The sequence below is a fragment of the Azospirillum sp. ST 5-10 genome (assembly GCF_051225715.1).
In the GTDB taxonomy this organism is placed as follows: Bacteria; Pseudomonadota; Alphaproteobacteria; order Azospirillales; family Azospirillaceae; genus Azospirillum.
Genome location: NZ_JBPJSP010000004.1, coordinates 41456 through 56983, shown reverse-complemented (window position 1 = coordinate 56983; position 15528 = coordinate 41456). Strand labels below are relative to the sequence as shown.

The 15528-nt window shown below is 71.0% G+C and carries 15 protein-coding genes; 6 read left to right on the top strand and 9 right to left on the bottom strand.

Going from position 1 to position 15528, the window contains the following annotated elements:
* Positions 1 to 23 precede the first annotated feature (23 nt).
* Entirely contained in the window at positions 24 to 569 is a 546-nt protein-coding gene (locus ACSBPG_RS06225) for an N-acetyltransferase family protein (protein WP_435536262.1), read from the bottom strand.
* Between the two features lie 168 nt (positions 570 to 737).
* Here ACSBPG_RS06225 and ACSBPG_RS06220 point away from each other — a divergent pair, with 168 nt between their 5' ends.
* Entirely contained in the window at positions 738 to 1841 is a 1104-nt protein-coding gene (locus ACSBPG_RS06220) for a hypothetical protein (protein WP_435536261.1), read from the top strand.
* Here ACSBPG_RS06220 and ACSBPG_RS06215 read toward each other — a convergent pair.
* Positions 1834 to 2505, bottom strand: a complete 672-nt coding sequence (locus ACSBPG_RS06215; RefSeq protein ID WP_435536260.1) for a LuxR C-terminal-related transcriptional regulator — start codon at positions 2503 to 2505, stop codon at positions 1834 to 1836. The genes ACSBPG_RS06220 and ACSBPG_RS06215 overlap by 8 nt on opposite strands.
* Positions 2506 to 2925: 420 nt before the next feature.
* On the opposite strand from ACSBPG_RS06215, the gene ACSBPG_RS06210 reads away from it, so the two are divergent.
* Positions 2926 to 3210 (top strand): hypothetical protein, encoded by a 285-nt coding sequence (locus ACSBPG_RS06210; RefSeq protein ID WP_435536259.1) that lies wholly within the window; start codon positions 2926 to 2928, stop codon positions 3208 to 3210.
* Between the two features lie 15 nt (positions 3211 to 3225).
* Here the strand turns inward: ACSBPG_RS06210 and ACSBPG_RS06205 are convergent, their stop codons facing one another.
* The 7 genes from ACSBPG_RS06205 to ACSBPG_RS06175 form a co-directional block, all read right to left on the bottom strand.
* Positions 3226 to 4791 carry a sensor histidine kinase gene (locus tag ACSBPG_RS06205; RefSeq protein ID WP_435536258.1) on the bottom strand — a complete coding sequence of 522 codons (1566 nt, stop codon included), beginning with the start codon at positions 4789 to 4791 and terminating at the stop codon, positions 3226 to 3228.
* Between the two features lie 297 nt (positions 4792 to 5088).
* Positions 5089 to 5976: an RNA polymerase sigma factor RpoH gene (gene rpoH, locus ACSBPG_RS06200; protein WP_435536257.1), complete on the bottom strand. Its 888-nt coding sequence runs from the start codon at positions 5974 to 5976 to the stop codon at positions 5089 to 5091.
* A 710-nt stretch (positions 5977 to 6686) separates the two neighbouring features.
* The gene (locus tag ACSBPG_RS06195; RefSeq protein ID WP_435536256.1) at positions 6687 to 7100 is read right to left on the bottom strand and encodes a MucR family transcriptional regulator; all 414 of its coding nucleotides are present in this window, start codon (positions 7098 to 7100) and stop codon (positions 6687 to 6689) included.
* A 28-nt stretch (positions 7101 to 7128) separates the two neighbouring features.
* Positions 7129 to 7404 carry an HU family DNA-binding protein gene (locus ACSBPG_RS06190; RefSeq protein WP_435536255.1) on the bottom strand — a complete coding sequence of 92 codons (276 nt, stop codon included), beginning with the start codon at positions 7402 to 7404 and terminating at the stop codon, positions 7129 to 7131.
* Between the two features lie 325 nt (positions 7405 to 7729).
* The gene (locus tag ACSBPG_RS06185; RefSeq protein WP_435536254.1) at positions 7730 to 7921 is read right to left on the bottom strand and encodes a hypothetical protein; all 192 of its coding nucleotides are present in this window, start codon (positions 7919 to 7921) and stop codon (positions 7730 to 7732) included.
* Between the two features lie 60 nt (positions 7922 to 7981).
* Positions 7982 to 8443: a hypothetical protein gene (locus ACSBPG_RS06180; RefSeq protein WP_435536253.1), complete on the bottom strand. Its 462-nt coding sequence runs from the start codon at positions 8441 to 8443 to the stop codon at positions 7982 to 7984.
* 4 nt (positions 8444 to 8447) lie between these two features.
* Complete coding sequence (locus ACSBPG_RS06175; protein WP_435536252.1) at positions 8448 to 10403, bottom strand: acetoacetate--CoA ligase; 1956 nt, start codon at positions 10401 to 10403, stop codon at positions 8448 to 8450.
* A gap of 189 nt (positions 10404 to 10592) precedes the next feature.
* On the opposite strand from ACSBPG_RS06175, the gene ACSBPG_RS06170 reads away from it, so the two are divergent.
* The 4 genes from ACSBPG_RS06170 to ACSBPG_RS06155 all read left to right on the top strand — a co-directional run bounded on the left by ACSBPG_RS06170 (position 10593) and on the right by ACSBPG_RS06155 (position 15503).
* On the top strand, positions 10593 to 11705 hold the full coding sequence (locus ACSBPG_RS06170) for a polysaccharide pyruvyl transferase family protein (RefSeq protein ID WP_435536251.1): 1113 nt from the start codon (positions 10593 to 10595) through the stop codon (positions 11703 to 11705).
* A 37-nt stretch (positions 11706 to 11742) separates the two neighbouring features.
* Positions 11743 to 13179, top strand: a complete 1437-nt coding sequence (locus ACSBPG_RS06165) for an FAD-dependent oxidoreductase (RefSeq protein WP_435536250.1) — start codon at positions 11743 to 11745, stop codon at positions 13177 to 13179.
* 137 nt (positions 13180 to 13316) lie between these two features.
* Positions 13317 to 14147, top strand: a complete 831-nt coding sequence (locus ACSBPG_RS06160) for a hypothetical protein (RefSeq protein ID WP_435536249.1) — start codon at positions 13317 to 13319, stop codon at positions 14145 to 14147.
* Positions 14148 to 14333: 186 nt separating this feature from the next.
* A complete protein-coding gene (locus tag ACSBPG_RS06155; protein WP_435536248.1) occupies positions 14334 to 15503 on the top strand; it encodes a glutathionylspermidine synthase family protein in 1170 nt (389 codons plus the stop codon).
* The last annotated feature ends 25 nt before the right edge of the window (positions 15504 to 15528 follow it).

The window sequence follows — 15528 nt, the reverse complement described above, 5'->3', positions numbered from 1 at the left end:
CGGCGGAAACCGTCTCGGCGACGCTACTGGGCGGCGTGGCGGGCGTGGCCGGCATCGAGGCGCTTGCACAGCAGCACCTGGTCGATCGGCACCTCGACGGTGTCGCCGTCGGGGGTGCGGTAGGCATAGCTGCCCCGTTCGGTGCCGCACGGCCGGTAGCCCAGCCGTTCGTAGAAATGGAGGACGCCGATGTTGTCGCGGTCGATGCCGAGCTCGACCTCGTCCATGCCGTGCTCCAGCACCGCCCGTTCGGCCGTGCGCATGAGGCGCGATCCCAGGCCGCACCGCCGGAACAGGTGGAAGACGCGGACCGCCCAGATGGTCGCGCGGCGGTTCCGGCGCTTGCGCACGAAGTCGATCCACGCCTGGCCCGCCGGGAAGCCGTTGACGTCGGCGACGATCATGCAGCCCTCGTCCTTGCCCTGCATGGCGAAGGCGCGGCGGATGATGTCGCGGTGGGGCGTGTACTCGCCGTACCACTCCAGGGCCGGCAGGTCCTCGGCGCGGCAGCGGCGGAGCGTCGCCGGCAGCGCCAGGGTGGTGTGTTCCAGGATTGCGTCCTCGCCCATGGACTGGAGCCCCCCGTTGTCCGGCACCTCCGGTCAACGCCGCACCGGGCCGGTCGTTCCGGGAAGGGAAGGGGACGGTTCCTTCGGGACTGCCCCAACGGGGAAGCGAACCCGGGACCTCGCGCCGGTGTTGACCGGTTCCAGGGGACCGTTCGGAGACAGGGAACCGTGTACGCTTGCTGGGACGCCGCCGCCGAAGCCCGGGCGCTGATCGAACGGGCCGGCACCTTGTTCCGCCTCCGGCGGATTCGCGAGTGCCTGGCGCTGCACGAGCGGGCGCTGGCGCTCGGCGTCGTCGATCCGCTCGACACCGCCGGGGAACGCTGGGCGGCCCACATGCTGCTGGGCGATTTCGAACGGGCCTGGACGGTGAGCGACCTGGTGCTGCGGCGGACGCCGCGCAGCCAGCTGAACCGCCCCGACCGGCCCTTCCATCTGCGCGCCGTGTGGGACGGCAGCCCGTTCCACGGCCGCCACGTGCTGGTGCGCTGCTATCACGGGCTCGGCGACATCGTCCAGTTCGCCCGCTACCTGCCGCCGCTGGCGCGCCGGGCGCGCGCCGTGACCGTGCAGGCGCCGGAGGCGGTCCACCACGTCCTTGCGGCGCTGCCCGGCATCGGCGCCGTCGTGCCGCTGCCGGGCGATGCACCCGACCCGCGGCACGACGTGCAGGTCGAACTGATGGAACTGCCCTATGCCTTCCGCACCAGCCTCGGCGCCCTGCCCGGGCCGATGCCCTACCTGTCGGTGCCGGCGGCTCGCGTGCGGGACCAGGAGGCCCGCCTCGCCGGGCGCGGCCGCCTGCGGGTCGGCATCGCCTGGGCGGCCGGCGCGTGGGACGGCGGCGTGCGGACGCTGCCCCTCAACATGGTGTCGCGCCTGATCGGGCTGCCGGGGATCGACTGGGTCTGCCTGCAGCGCGGCCCGGCCCTGGCCGAGGGCGTGCGGCGTCTCGCCTTTTGCGACCGCGGGCCGCGCACCGACGACCTCCGCGACACCGCGGCGACGGCGCTCGCCTGCGACCTCGTCGTGTCGGTCGACACCGTGGTGGCGCACCTCGCCGGTGCGGTCGGCGCCCCGGTGTGGACGCTGCTGCGTCACGAGGCCGACTGGCGCTGGATGGTCGGGCGCGACGACAGCCCCTGGTATCCCGGGATGCGCCTGTTCCGCCAGCCCAACCCCGGCAACTGGGAGGCGGTCGTCGAGGCGGTGGCGGCGGCGCTGCGGCGGCTCCGTGCGGCGCCGCAGCGGACCGCCCGCCGCGTCAGTTGACGGCAGCCGCCGCCGGCTGTTCGCCGATGTTGTTGTTCATCGCCCAGATGGCGGCCTGCGTGCGGTTTGAGGCGTTGATCTTGCGCAGCAGGCTCTTCAGGTGGACCTTCACCGTCGCCTCGGTGATGTTGAGATGGTTGGCGATCATCTTGTTGGAGTTGCCGTTGAGCAGGCAGCGCAGGATCTGGACCTCGCGCGGCGACAGCCCCTTGCGGCCGACGGCGACGTGCGGCTCCGGCTCGCCGACGTGGCCGCCCACCAGCATGGCGGCGAGATGGGTCGGGAACACCTTCTCGCCGATCATCACCAGCTTCAGCGACTGCATCAGCGATTCCGAGGCGATGTCCTTGGTGAGATAGCCGTCGGCCCCGGCGTTCAGCGCCTCGGAGAGGCGGTGGGTGCTCAGGGCGTCGGCCAGCACGACGATGCGCGTGCGGGGAAGCCGCGCCCGCAGCGCGCGCAGCGTCTCGGACTCGTCGCCGCCGTGGCCCGGGTCGATCACCAGCAGATCGAGCCCGTCCGCCGCCGCGTCCAGGGCCGCCATGGCGTCCCGCGCGCTGCCGGCCTCGCCGACCACCCGATAGGGCGAATTGTCGAACAGCCGCTTCATCCCCTCGCGAAAGAGCCGGTTGGAGTCGATGAGGAAAACGTGTGCGGCGGTCATCGCTGGTCACCTGCTGTCAGTTTGAAGTGCGGTCGTTCGGGGGCATCCGCGCGGTCCGATCCGGTCAGTCCGTTGGCGCCGCTTGCTGCCGTCCCCAAGGAGATAAAGGCGATTTCGAATGCGGACGAGTCCGCTTTTGGTCACGTATCACGCCGGAAAAGGAAGTAGTGCCAAGGCCATCGCACGCAAAATGGGGGGTGAAGGGTGGTGCTCTAGGACCGAGGTGCTATGCCCCGCGATGCTATCCCTTTCTCAAAGCCGCCGCCGATGTCTCCGCCCTCGGGTCAGGAAGGTCTAGGCACAGGTCATAGGCACGGGATTTGGTATCGACTCGATCTCTTACCATTGCCCGCATTGACCGGGGCGCGGCGCCAGGGCTAGCGTTGAACCCGCAAGATGACAGGTGAGGAGATTGGAGCCATGACCGTGGTTGCCTTCGAGACCATGCCCGCATGCGTCAAGAACGTCCTCGACGCGGCGCAAATCGATCTGCTCGACGACGAGGAATGCCTGGACGCCATCTTCGAGGCGTCTTTCGCGGTCGAGCCCGGCCAGCGGGCGGAAGCGATGGAATGGGCCGCCGCCTACCTCGACATGCTGCGGTCGCGGGCCCTGGGTGCCGGCGCCAAGGCGGCGCGGCGGCGTTCGGCGAAGCCGGCGGCGACCGGCTTCCGGTTCCGTCCCTGCGAAACGGCGCCCTGCTGAGGAAAGCGGCCGGCGTCAGCGAGCGCCGGGAAACAGGAGGGTCACGGTGGTGCCCTGCCCCGGGGCGCTGTCGATCGACAAGGAGCCTCCGTGAAGTTCGACGAGGCCCTTGGCCAGGGGGAGGCCGAGACCGGTTCCGACCTGGGTGCGGGTGAACCGGTTCTCCACCTGGCCGAACCGCTGCAGGGCCTTGGTGATGCCGTCGGGCGTCATGCCGACCCCGGTGTCGGCGACGGTGATCACGCTGCCCCCGTCCGGATGGTCGGCGACGGCCAGTCGGACGGATCCGCCGCGCGGCGTGAACTTGCAGGCATTCGACACCAGATTGACGACGATCTGCCGCAGGGCGCGGGCGTCGCCGTGCAGCGGCGCCGTGCCGGGCGGCACCTCGGCCGTCAGGGCGACGCCGGAACTGCGCGCCTGGCCGGCGCACAGCCGCAGGCAGGCGGTGGCCAGGCCCTGTGGGTCGAGCGGCTCGGGATGCAGCGTCATCCGCCCCGCCTCGATCTTGGCGAGGTCGAGCACGTCGTTCAGCACGGACAGCAGATGGGTGCCGGCGGCGTGGATGTCGGCGGCGTACTCGATGTAGCGGTCCTCCGCCCGCGGACCCCAGGCGCGGTCGCGGATCATCTCAGCGAAGCCCAGCACCGTGTTGAGGGGGGTGCGCAGTTCGTGGCTCATCAGGGCCAGGAAGTCGGACTTGGCGTGGCTCGCCGCCTCGGCGGCCCGGCGGGCCTCCTCGGCGGCCTGGACCCGGCGCATCCATAGGAACAGGATCGCCAGAAGCGCCGGCACGACGACCGCGATGGCCGCGCCGGCGATCGCCGCGTTGAGGGCCGTCTCGCGCCATCCCGCCAGAACGGTCGACCACGGAGTGGCGAGGGCGACCACGGCCGGTGCGTTGGGCACCGCGGCGAACGCCACCATGACGGGGATGCCGCCGCTGACCCGGTCGACCACCACGCCGTCGTCCGTGACGGCCGCGGGCGGGAGGAACTCGTCGGCCTCCGCCGGCGGGGCCTCCACGGCCGCCATGGATCGCGACATCCGGAAGACCGGCGTTCCGTCGGCCAGCAACACGCCGATCCGGCTGCCGCGGTCGAGATCGAGCGGAGCGAAGAGTCGGCGCAGGGCGGCCGGCGGCACACCGCCGAGGATCGTGCCGCCCGGCTCCGGCAGAGCGCGACGGAACACCAGCAGCGTTCCGGACCCGGTGCGCGCCAGCCCGGTGATGGTCAGCCCGTCGCCGCCGGCCGGCCGGCGCGGCGACGTCGCCTCCGCCGCCGCCAAGTCCGACGACCCGTTGACGATACGGCCCCGCCCGTCGACGACGGCGACGGCGGCGACGAGCGCCTCCGGCGCCAGGCCGGGGGCGGCGCGGTTCGTCGCGACGCCCCACTCGGCCAGCTCGTGGTCGATGTCCTCGACGGCCGCCGCCAGGAGGTGTGCGAGGAGCCTCGTCGCGTTGAGCGCGTTGCGTTCCGCCTGGGCGCTGGTGCGCTGGTGCTCGCGCCAGAGGGCGCCGCCGACCAGGGTGGCGTAGCTGACGACGATCACCGTCGCCAGGGTCAGCAACACCATCCACGGTCCGGGCGTGCGTCCGGGCGCGCGACGTGAAGGGCGGCTTGGCGGCTGGGGGAGGCCCATGGAAAAGTCGAACGGAAAATCCCGCGCGCGTCGCGGCGGGCCAGATGGCGGACCGATGATGGCGTGCGGCACACCATATTTTCAACGATATTCGTTAAAAGCCTCGGCGCGTGCCATCTTCCGCCCGCCCGGCGGAAGGGGCGGACAAAGAATTGGCCGGCGCCGCCTGAACGGGCGGCTGCCGGCCGGAACGAGGCTATGCGGAAGGGAGGATGGCGTCGGAGCGGGGCGTCACGCGGCGACGTGGGCCGGGCGGCGCAGGGCCTGGGCGGCGCTCAGCACCGCCTTCTGGAGTTTTTCGAAGGCCCGCACCTCGATCTGCCGGACCCGCTCGCGCGACACCGAGAACTGCTGGCTGAGCGCCTCGAGGGTGGACGGGTTGTCCTTCAGGCGGCGCTCGAAGAGGATGCGGCGTTCGCGGTCGTCGAGGCGCTCCAGGGCCTGACCGACCAGCCGGCGGCGCAGCGCCATTTCGTCGGCGTCGGCGATCAGCGTCTCCTGGCTCGGCCGGTCGTCGGCCAGCAGCTCCAGCCAATTGGTCTCGCCGTCGGAGCTCAGCGTGGCGTCCAGCGAGCTGTCGGTGGAGGCGAGACGGCGGTTCATCTCGACCACCTCGTTTTCGGGCACGCCCAGTTCGGTCGCGATGGCGGTCACCGTCGCCGGGGACAGGTCGCCCTGCTCCAACTCCTCCAGGCGGCTCTTCAGGCGGCGCAGGTTGAAGAACAGCTTCTTCTGGGCGGCGGTCGTGCCCATCTTCACCAGCGACCACGAATGCAGGATGTATTCCTGGATCGCCGCACGGATCCACCACGTGGCGTAGGTCGCGAAGCGGAAGCCCCGCTCGGGATCGAACTTCTGCGCCGCCTGCATGAGGCCGACGTTGCCTTCCGCCACCAGGTCGACGAGCGGCAGGCCGTAGCCGGCGAAGCCGCGGGCGATCTTGATGACGAGGCGGAGGTGGCTGCCCACCAGCTTCTCCAGCGCGGCGACGTCGCCGCGGGTGCGCCAGCCGACCGCCAGCCCGTGTTCGACCTCCGGGGCAAGGATCGGATAGCGCTTCGACTCTTCGACGTACCGGGACAGGCTGGCGTTTTCGCCCACCAGAAGTTTCTTGAGCACTCCGATGCCTCCTCTTTCCAACCAGCGGGCCCAGGGAAGCCATCGGCGCACACGGATGGCCCGCCCACGGCGCACGGCCGCTTCGAACATTCGCCGCTCTTTTTGGCGGTTGTTGTATCGGGAATTGGCGAAATTCGCTGAAGCGTTCCCCCTAGACATTCACAATGTGACGGCCTCCCGGAGAGAACGCAACCCTGTAAACTGGCATGTACAGCCGTTTTTTGGCGTATATCCGTGACAAACTGTCGAAGATGAAGATCTCCGGGAGAGGTGACGCATTGTATCCCCTCAACAAAACAGCAGGCCTGACCTTCGGCCGAGCCGCTATCGCCTTTTTTACTTTCGGACGGTGGGAGGATCGGTCGGTCGGCCGTTCGCGCCGGAAGGTTGCGGCCGGAGGCACTCCGACCGGGCGCCGCGGTCTGCCCGGAATGACGCGGCGGTCTGCCCGGTCATATGGGCGGAGAGGCCGGGCCGGCGAAGTGGAAAAAGCGCGCCTGTGCCGATGGGCCGACTAGGCTTTCGGGACTAGGCCGTTCGGGCGGGTCGTGCCCGCCATCGCCCGCCCGCCGCGAACGGACGGCCCAGGCCGCGTTGCGACGAAATGCCGCACGCCGGGCGCCGGGCGGGCATCGGCCGGTCCGGGCCGAAACGAAGACAGGCGCCCCTGCGAGGGGGCGCCTGTCCGGTCGTCGGGATCGTGCGGGAGGTCAGTCCTGCACCACCTTCTTGCGGCCGAGGCCGAGGCGGGTGGCCATTTCCGAACGCGCCTTGGCGTAGTTGGGAGCCACCATCGGATACTCCGGCGGCAGGTTCCACTTGGCGCGGTAATCGTCGGGCGACATGTCGTACACGGTCTTGAGGTGGCGCTTCAGCATCTTCAGCTTCTTGCCGTCCTCGAGACAGACGATGTAGTCCGGGGTGACCGACTTCTTGATCGGCACGGCCGGCGTCTGCTCGTTCTTGGCCGGGGCGCTGCGGTCGTCGCCGAGGCCGCGGAAGGCCGACTGCACGCTGCCGATCAACGAAGGCAGGTCGGCGACCGCCACCGAGTTGTTGCCGACATAGGCGGCGACAACCTTGGCGGTGAGCGCCTGGAGTTCGTTGGGATCGATCGTCGACATGGGAGTTCTCCGCTGGTGCCGGCCTGGATCAGTCGTTCACCACGTCGCGCAGCTGCTTGGCCGGCTTGAACTTGGGCGCCTTGGAAGCGGCGATCTGGACGACCTCGCCGGTGCGCGGGTTGCGGCCTTCGCGAGCGGCGCGTTCGGCCACCTCGAAGATGCCGAAGCCGGCCAGGCGAACCTCCTCGCCGCGCCCGAGGGCCGACGAGATGCCTTCGAAGACCGACTGGACCACCTTCGCGGCCTCGGTCTTCTTGATGCCGGCATTGGTCGCCACCGTCTCGATCAGCTCGGCCTGGTTCATGAAAGCACTCCCTCAAATGCAATTGACGTGCGGATTTAGGCTGTTATTGGCAGAACGATACCAGCGGCACAAGAGCGAAGCGCGGCGCGGCAACTGCCAATTTACTGGCCGGATCGCCTTCTTCGGTCACGTGTGGCGGGAATGCATCAAGGATTGCGGCGTGACGTCGCGGTTTTGGTGTGCCGCGGCGCAAAAGGACCAGTGTCGGCGCGGGTTCGTGGTGCGTTCGTCACACCGTCGGGACGAATCGGTTCGCGAACGAAAACGGCCCCGCTCCCGCCGCGGCGGGAACGGGGCCGATCGGTCGTCCGGCCGGCGGGGCCGGTCAGCGGCCGCCGGGCTTGTCCTTGCCGGCCGCCTTGCCGGCCGCCGTGTCGGCGTCGGCGTCGTCGGGGCTGCGGGCCGTGCCCTTGGCCCAGTCCGCCTTGCGGGACGTGCTGGTCCGATCGCCCGCGTCGACGTCGTCGGGGCTTTCGGCGCCGGCCTGGGCCCATTCCTCCTTCTCGCGATCGCTCATGGCGGTCCTCCGTTCGGTTGTGCCCCGGTCAATGGAGACGCGCAACCGAAGGTTCCCCGTTCAGAAGCCCATGGCCTTCAGCGCGGCGATCGAGCGGCGGGCCCCGGTGTGCAGGACGAAAACGCCGCCCGCCGCCTCCCAGCCGGCCCGGGTCCTCTCGCGGTCGTCCACCAGCACGGCCCCGGGGCTGGCGTAGGTGGGCTTGTCCCGGGTCATGCAGGTGATGACGTGCACGTGCGGTCCCAGCATGTGGGCGACCCAGCGCCGCTTCTGCTCCGGCGCCCACGACCCGAGCGGCAGCCCGGTCAGGATCTTCGGGTCGTGGGGCGCGCAGAACGCCCACAATTCCTGCGCGTCGTGCATGAACTTCAGGGTGCCGAAGAAGTCGCGGTGGCGCGACAGCTCCCGCCACATCGCCTTCATCGGCAGCTCTTCCGGGGCCTTGCCCGTCACCTCCCGCACGCCGCGGTCGAAGTCGGCCAGGACGCCGTCGAGGTCGAGGAACAGCTCCCGGCGGGGCATCGCCTCACGCCGAGTTCAGTTCGGCACGGTCGCGGAACTGGTCGAGCGCCTGCGGGTTGGCCAGCGCCTCGGTGTTCTTGATGGCGCGGCCGTGCACCATGTCGCGCACCGCCAGCTCGGTGATCTTGCCCGACCGCGTGCGCGGGATGTCGGTGACCTGGACGATCTTCGCCGGGACGTGGCGCGGCGAGCAGTTCTCCTTGATCCGCTTGCGGATGCGGTCCTGCAGGTCCTGGTCCAGGGCCATGCCCTCGCGCAGCACCACGAACAGCACGACGCGCACGTCGCCGTCCCATTCCTGGCCGATGCACACCGCCTCCATCACCTCCTCGAACTGCTCGACCTGGCGGTAGATCTCCGCCGTGCCGATGCGCACGCCGCCGGGGTTCAGCACGGCGTCGGAGCGGCCGTAGATGACCCAGCCGCCGTGGCGCGTCTGCTCGATGAAGTCGCCGTGGGTCCACACGTTGGGAAAGCGCTCGAAATAGGCGGAACGGTAGCGCGCGCCGTCCGGGTCGTTCCAGAAGCCGACCGGCATGGAGGGGAACGGCCTGGTGCACACCAGCTCGCCCTTCTCGCCGCGCACGGGGTGGCCGTCGTCGGAGAACGCCTCGACCGCCATGCCGAGGCCGCGGGTCTGGATCTCGCCCTTCCACACCGCGGCCGTCGGGTTGCCGAGCACGAAGCACGACACGATGTCGGTGCCGCCCGAGATCGAGGCGAGGTGCAGGTCCCGCTTGATGGCGCGGTAGACGAACTCGAAGTTCTCCGGCATCAGCGGCGAGCCGGTGGAGGTCAGCGCCCGCAGGCTGTCGAGGCGGTGGGTGCGGGCCGGTTCCAGACCGAACTTCTCCAGCGACTGGATGTACTTGGCCGAGGTGCCGAAGAGCGTCATGCCCTCGGCGTCGGCGTAGTCGAACAGGATGTTGCCGTCCGGCGCGAAGGGCGAGCCGTCGTAGAGCAGCAGGGTGGCGCCGCTGGCCGGGGCCGTCATCAGCCAGTTCCACATCATCCAGCCGCAGGTGGTGAAGTAGAACACGCGGTCGCCCGCCTTGATGTCGCAGTGCAGGCGGTGCTCCTTGATGTGCTGGAGCAGCGTGCCGCCGGCACCGTGGACGATGCACTTGGGCTTGCCCGTGGTGCCCGAGGAATAGAGGATGAACAGCGGGTGGTCGAAGGGCAGCCGCTCGAAGGTCGGCGCCGCGGCGGCATGGGCTCCGGTGAAGGCGCCGTAGGCGACGGCGCCGCGGATGCCGGTGAGGTCGGGATTGTCCTCCACGTACGGGACGATCACCGCGTGGGTGACGGTCGGCAGGCTCTCCAGCACCTCGCGGACCTTGCCGCGCACGTCGTGGGCCTTGCCGTTGTACCAGTAGGCGTCGGGGGCGAAGAGCACCTTGGGCTCGATCTGGCCGAAGCGGTCGACCACGCCCTGCACGCCGAAATCGGGGGAACAGGACGACCAGGTGGCGCCCAGGCTCGCGGTGGCGAGCATGGCCGCCAGGGTTTCCGGCAGATTGGGCATGTAGGCGGCGACGCGGTCGCCGACGCCGACGCCGGCCGCCTTCAGCGCCTGCTGCAGGCGTGACACCTCGGCCGCCAGATCGGCCCCGGTCCAGCGGCGCTTCACCTTGTCCTCGCCCCAGAAGACGACGGCGTCACCGGTGGGAGCCCCGGCCAGCACCGTCTCGGCGTAGTTCAGGCGCGCCTCGGGGAACCAGTGCGCACCCGGCATGCGGTCGCCGTCGGCCAGCACCGTCGCGCCGGGCTCGCCGACCACGCCGGCCCAATCCCAGAGGAAGCGCCAGAAGTCCTCCTTCCGAGCCACCGACCAGTCCCACAGCTCTTCGTAGCTCGCCAGCCGCAGGCCGAACCGCGCGTTGGCGGCCTCGCGGAGCGCCACCAGATTCGACGCCGCCACCCGCTCGTCCGACGGTTGCCACAGAGGTGTCTCCACCATGTCCTCCCTTTCTTCCCCGCTGCCGGTCTCGTTGGGTCCGGACCCTTTTTAGACCAAACCGTTGCGTGGGGGAACCAAGGCGCTGCGGCGGCGTGCTGCAGCGCCGCATCCGGTGCGGAACTTTCCTTTTTGGGCCGGGTTTAGCCGGTCGGGGGGCGTGTCGTCCCCGACGGGCGAAGGGGGGTGGGCTTGACGGTCATCGGCATTTCCGGGTCGTACGGCGGCTTGAACCTCGGCGACGAGGCGATTCTCACCTCGGCGGTCGAGCAGTTGCGGGCCACCGTGCCCGACGTCGAGGTCGTCGTCTTCTCGCGCGACGCCGAGCACACCCGGCGCCATCACCCGGTGGACCGGGTGGTCAATCCGCGCGACGCCATGCGCGACGAGATCGCACCGGAGGTGGAGCGTCTCGACCTGCTGCTGCTGGGCGGCGGCGGCATCCTGTACGACGCCGAGGCGCACACCTACCTGCGCGAGGCGGTGATCGCCCAGCAGAAGGGCGTGCCGACCTACACCTTCGCCATCGGCGTCGGGCCGCTCAAGGGGCAGATGGAGCGCAACGCCGTGCGCGACGGCATGAACCGCATGGCCGGCATCACCGTGCGCGAGGCGTCGGCCAAGCGCCTCCTGGAGGAGATCGGCGTCGAGGTGCCGGTGGTGGTGACCGCCGATCCGGCGCTGCTGCTGACGGCGGAACCCTTCACCGACGCCATGCTGGCCGAGGCCGGCGTGCCGCGCGACCGGCCGCTGGTCGGCATGTCGGTGCGCGAGCAGGGCGTCGCCGCTCCCGACCTGTCGGAGGCCGCCTACCACCAGCTTCTCGCCGAGGCGGCCGACTACATCGTCGAACGCTTCGACGCCACGGTGGTGTTCGTGCCGATGGAGCGGGCCGACGTGCGCGAATCGCACCGCGTCATGGGACGTATGGTGCGCGCCGAGCAGGCCAGCCTGCTGCCCTACGCCTACACCCCGCGTCAGATCATGGGACTGATGCAGCATCTCGACCTGGTGGTCGGCATGCGCCTGCACTTCATGATCTTCGCCGCCGTGGCGGGGACGCCGTTCATCTCGCTGCCTTACGCCTCGAAGGTGTCGGACTTCCTCGCCTCGCTCGGCATCCAGCCGCGGCCGCTGTCGACGACGGCCGGCACCTTCCTGGCCGATCTCGATCGGCTGTGGGACCACCGCCGCGAGCAGAAGGCGCTGCTGCGCGAGCGGGTGCCGGCCCTGCAGGAGCGCGCCCGCTGCACCGCGATGCTGGCGAGCCGGGCGATCCGCGGGCGCGACGTCCGCGTCGCCTGACGGTTTACGGGGGCGTGCACAAGGAAGGAGACGCGACGTGCCTGTGCTGACGTGCCCGCCCGACGCCCCGAGCGTGACCCTGCCGCCGCGCCAGGCGGCCCGGGTCTGCCGTTGCGACGTGCTGGTGGTGGGCGGCGGGCCGGCCGGCCTGGGAGCGGCGCTCGGCGCCGCCCAGGCCGGGGCCGATACGGTGCTGGTGGAACGCTACGGATTCCTCGGCGGCAACGCGACGGTGGCGCTGGTGATGCCGTGGATGTCCTTCTACACCCAGAAGGGATCGGTCGCCGACACCATCAACACCAGCCTGATGCCCAACGACCACCCGCCGGGCGAGGCGGTGGTGGGCGGTGCGCTGTCCACCATCCTGGAGCGGCTGTACGCCAACCACGGCGGCATCCCGCCGTCCATCGACACCGGCTTCACCGTGCCCTTCGACCCGGAGATCCTCAAGTTCACCCTGCAGCAGGTGGCCGACGCCGCCGGCGTCAAGGTGCTGCTGCACGCCTTCGCCTCGGGCGTGCTGCGCGACGGCGACCGGCCCACCGGCGTGGTCTTCGAGACCAAGTCCGGGCCGGTGGTGGTCGAGGCCGGCACCATCGTCGACGCCACCGGCGACGGCGACGTCGCCGCCCTGTCCGGCTGCGACTACGCGGTCGGGCGGGAGGAGGACGGGTTGACCCAGCCGATGACCCTGATGTTCCGCCTCGCCCGCTTCCGGCGCCCCGAGTTCTTCGAGTACGTCCGCAGCAATCCCGGGCAGTGGCGCGGCGTGCACGGGCTGTGGAACCTGGTCGCCGAGGCCGCCGCGGCCGGCGACCTCGATCTCCCGCGCGAGGACATCCTGTTCTTCGCCACCACCATGGAAGGGGAGGTGGCGCTGAACTGCACCCGGGTGACCGGGGTGCTCGGCACCAGCGTCTGGGACCTCACCCGGGCGGAGTGGGAGAGCCACTACCAGATGGCGCAGATCGCCGCCTTCATGCGCAAGTACGTGCCGGGCTTCCAGGACTCCTACATCTGCCAGAGCGGCGTCGGCGTCGGCGTGCGGGAGAGCCGGCGCATCGCCGGCGAGTACACCATGACCGTCGACGACGTCCTCGACGCCCGCAAGTTCGAGGACGCCGTGGCCCGCGGCACCTATCCCGTCGACATCCACAACCCCAAGGGCAAGGGCACCGTCCTGCGGCGGGTGAAGCCGGGCGAGTGGTACGAGATCCCCATGCGCTCGCTGATCCCCAAGGGGGTGGAGGGGCTGCTGGTGGCCGGGCGCTGCATCTCCGGAACCCACGAGGCCCACTCGTCCTACCGGGTGACGCCGACCTGCATGGCGACGGGGCAGGCGGCCGGCGTCTGCGGTGCCCTGGCGGCGCGCCTGCGCCGCACCGCCCGGACCGTGCCCGTCCCGCTGATCCAGCGCGAGCTGCTGCGCCAGGGCGCCCTGCTGCGCCCGCCGCGCGAGGAGGCGGCGGAGTAGGCACGGCGCGCCCGGCGTTCCGGGACGGAGGCGCGGTTCGGAACGTGGGGCGCGGCCGCGCTGTTGACCCGGTCGTCGCGACGGACCGGGCGCAGCGGACCGGGCGCGATGGACGGAGCGAGATCGGGGAGGCGCCGTTGCCGACACCAGTCCCATCAGCGCACCGCGGCGGCCCGCGGCTCGGCATCCGCTGGACCATCGGCGACGTCAGCCCGCGCGGCTTCGAGGCGCTGCGCCTGTCGCTGTGGGGGGCATGGACCCTGTTCGGCGAGACCGCCCGCTACGCCGTGGTCGTCAACTCGGTCGGCGTCGCGGCGGCGCGCGCCCGCACCGGCGGGGTGCCGGCGGTGGTCGAGTGGCGCGCCGCGCATGGGCTGCCGGCGGGGCTGGCCGCCCGTCTCGACGAGGGCATGGCGGAAGGGGTGGCGTGGAAATTCGCCCCCTTGCGCCTGTTCCCCGACCTGCCCGAACTGTCGCTCGACAACGACCTCGTCCTGTGGGCCATGCCGGAGCCGTTGCGGCTGTGGCTGGACGAGCCGGACGAGGGACCGTTCCTCCTCGCCGAGGACGTCGCCATGGCGTTCGGGCGGTTCGCCCGGCTGTGCGACGGCGCGCCGCGAAACCTCGGCATCCGCGGCCTGCCGCCCGGGTTCGACCTGGAGGCGGCGCTGCTGACGACCCTGGAGCGGGTGCCGGGCCCGCTGACGTCGGAACTGGACGAGCAGGGCCTCCAGGTGGCGGCGATGCAGCGCGCCGGGCGCTGCCGGGCGGTCGCGCTGGACGACGTCACGGTGTGCTCGCCGTTCTGGCCGCACCGGCCCGAACTCGGGCGCTGCGGCGCCCATTTCGTCGGCCTCAACGCGCGCCACATCCCGTGGTCCTACTACGACCGTCCCGCCACCGAGGTGCGCATCGAGCACTGGGAGGGGCATAAGACCGCGCTCGCCCGCCTCGTCGGAATGGGATAACCCGCCAACCCCCTTGTGTCCGCTGCGCTGTCTGGGAATCATGCGCCCCGCTTCATGCCCCCTCGAGGAGGATCGTCCTTGGGCTCGTCGCCGTTTCCTTTCCCGTGCCACCCCGCGCCGGCCCCGGACCGGCGCGGCTCGCCCGCGATCGACGGCTAGGCCGGTTCCAGGGGGACGAACGGCGTCATGCGCAGATTCTCGGCGACCCCGCGCGCCAACTGGCGGCCGGGGCTGATCCGCTATCCCTTCGGCATGGCCGCGGTCGGCGCCGGTGCGCGCTGGCGCGAGGACGTGCGCTACGAGTTCTCGGCCCAGCAGATCGACCTCATCGAGAGCGTGGCCGACGAGCTGCACGGCATGCTGCGCGAGGCGGTGCGCCGGGTGCTGGTCGAGCGGTGCCTGCCGGCGCTGGGCATCCGCGCCGACGGGGCGCGGCTGGTCGAGGCGGGGTGGGCCGACTACTGGCGTCAGGGCGGCGTCAACGAGCGCGCCGGCGGCCTGGTGGGACGGCTGACCCTGGCCTATGACGGGCGCGATTCGCTGAAGCTTCTGGGCTGCAATTACGACGTGCCCGACGGGCTGTTCGCCGCCGCCATCGTCCAGCGCAACTGGCGCGAGGCCCTGGCGCCCGACGCCGATCAGTTCAACGGCCTCCACGAGGGGCTGGTGGAACGGTGGGAAGAGCTGGCGTCCGGCGCCTTCGGCAGGGAGCGCGTCCACCTCGCCTGCGCCGTCCCCGATCCCGAGCGGGAAGGCGAGACCGCCTATCTCGCGGCCACCGCCGCGGAGGCCGGCATCCCGGCGAAGATCGTCGCGTTGCAGGGCATCGGCTGGGACGGCGTGCGGTTCCGCGATCCCGACGGCGAGGCGATCGCCTGGCTGCACAAGCACCATCCGTGGGAGGATCTGGTGGAGAGCGGCTTCGCCGCCAGCCTGCGGGCCGGCGGCATGGCGATCCTGGAGCCGGCATGGCGCTGGCCGCTCTCCAACCACGCCCTGCCGGCGCTGCTGTGGAGCCTCTACCCCGGCCATCCCAACCTCTGCCGGGCGACGGCGGACGAGGCCGGCCTGCACGACGTCGAGGCGGTGACGGTGCGCTCCTTCTTCGGCCTCGACCATCCGACCGAACGGATCACGGTCCGCGGCGAGCCGGTGGCCGACACCGGCCCGATGGTCGCCAATCCCGGCGGCTGGCTGTGGCTGGAGACGCCGCCGCTCTTCCAGCAGGACGGCGCCTACGCCGTGCTGCACGCCTGGATCGTCGGCGACAAGTGCCTGGGCATGAGCGTGCGCGAGTCCGCCGACCCGCGCGTCGGGCCGGATTCGGCGGTGGTGCCCCACCTCTTCCGGCCGTAAAGGGGGGCGGCCGCGCCCCGCCCCC

Excerpts from the sequence above, each read along its gene's own strand:
- ACSBPG_RS06185 (WP_435536254.1), bottom strand. The coding sequence starts at position 7,921 with ATGAGCGATCGCGAGAAGGAGGAATGGGCCCAGGCCGGCGCCGAAAGC.
- ACSBPG_RS06195 (WP_435536256.1), bottom strand. The coding sequence starts at position 7,100 with ATGTCGACGATCGATCCCAACGAACTCCAGGCGCTCACCGCCAAGGTT.
- ACSBPG_RS06155 (WP_435536248.1), top strand. The coding sequence starts at position 14,334 with ATGCGCAGATTCTCGGCGACCCCGCGCGCCAACTGGCGGCCGGGGCTG.
- ACSBPG_RS06210 (WP_435536259.1), top strand. The coding sequence starts at position 2,926 with ATGACCGTGGTTGCCTTCGAGACCATGCCCGCATGCGTCAAGAACGTC.
- ACSBPG_RS06205 (WP_435536258.1), bottom strand. The coding sequence starts at position 4,791 with ATGGTGTTGCTGACCCTGGCGACGGTGATCGTCGTCAGCTACGCCACC.
- ACSBPG_RS06225 (WP_435536262.1), bottom strand. The coding sequence starts at position 569 with ATGGGCGAGGACGCAATCCTGGAACACACCACCCTGGCGCTGCCGGCG.
- ACSBPG_RS06190 (WP_435536255.1), bottom strand. The coding sequence starts at position 7,404 with ATGAACCAGGCCGAGCTGATCGAGACGGTGGCGACCAATGCCGGCATC.
- ACSBPG_RS06180 (WP_435536253.1), bottom strand. The coding sequence starts at position 8,443 with ATGCCCCGCCGGGAGCTGTTCCTCGACCTCGACGGCGTCCTGGCCGAC.
- ACSBPG_RS06215 (WP_435536260.1), bottom strand. The coding sequence starts at position 2,505 with ATGACCGCCGCACACGTTTTCCTCATCGACTCCAACCGGCTCTTTCGC.
- ACSBPG_RS06175 (WP_435536252.1), bottom strand. The coding sequence starts at position 10,403 with ATGGTGGAGACACCTCTGTGGCAACCGTCGGACGAGCGGGTGGCGGCG.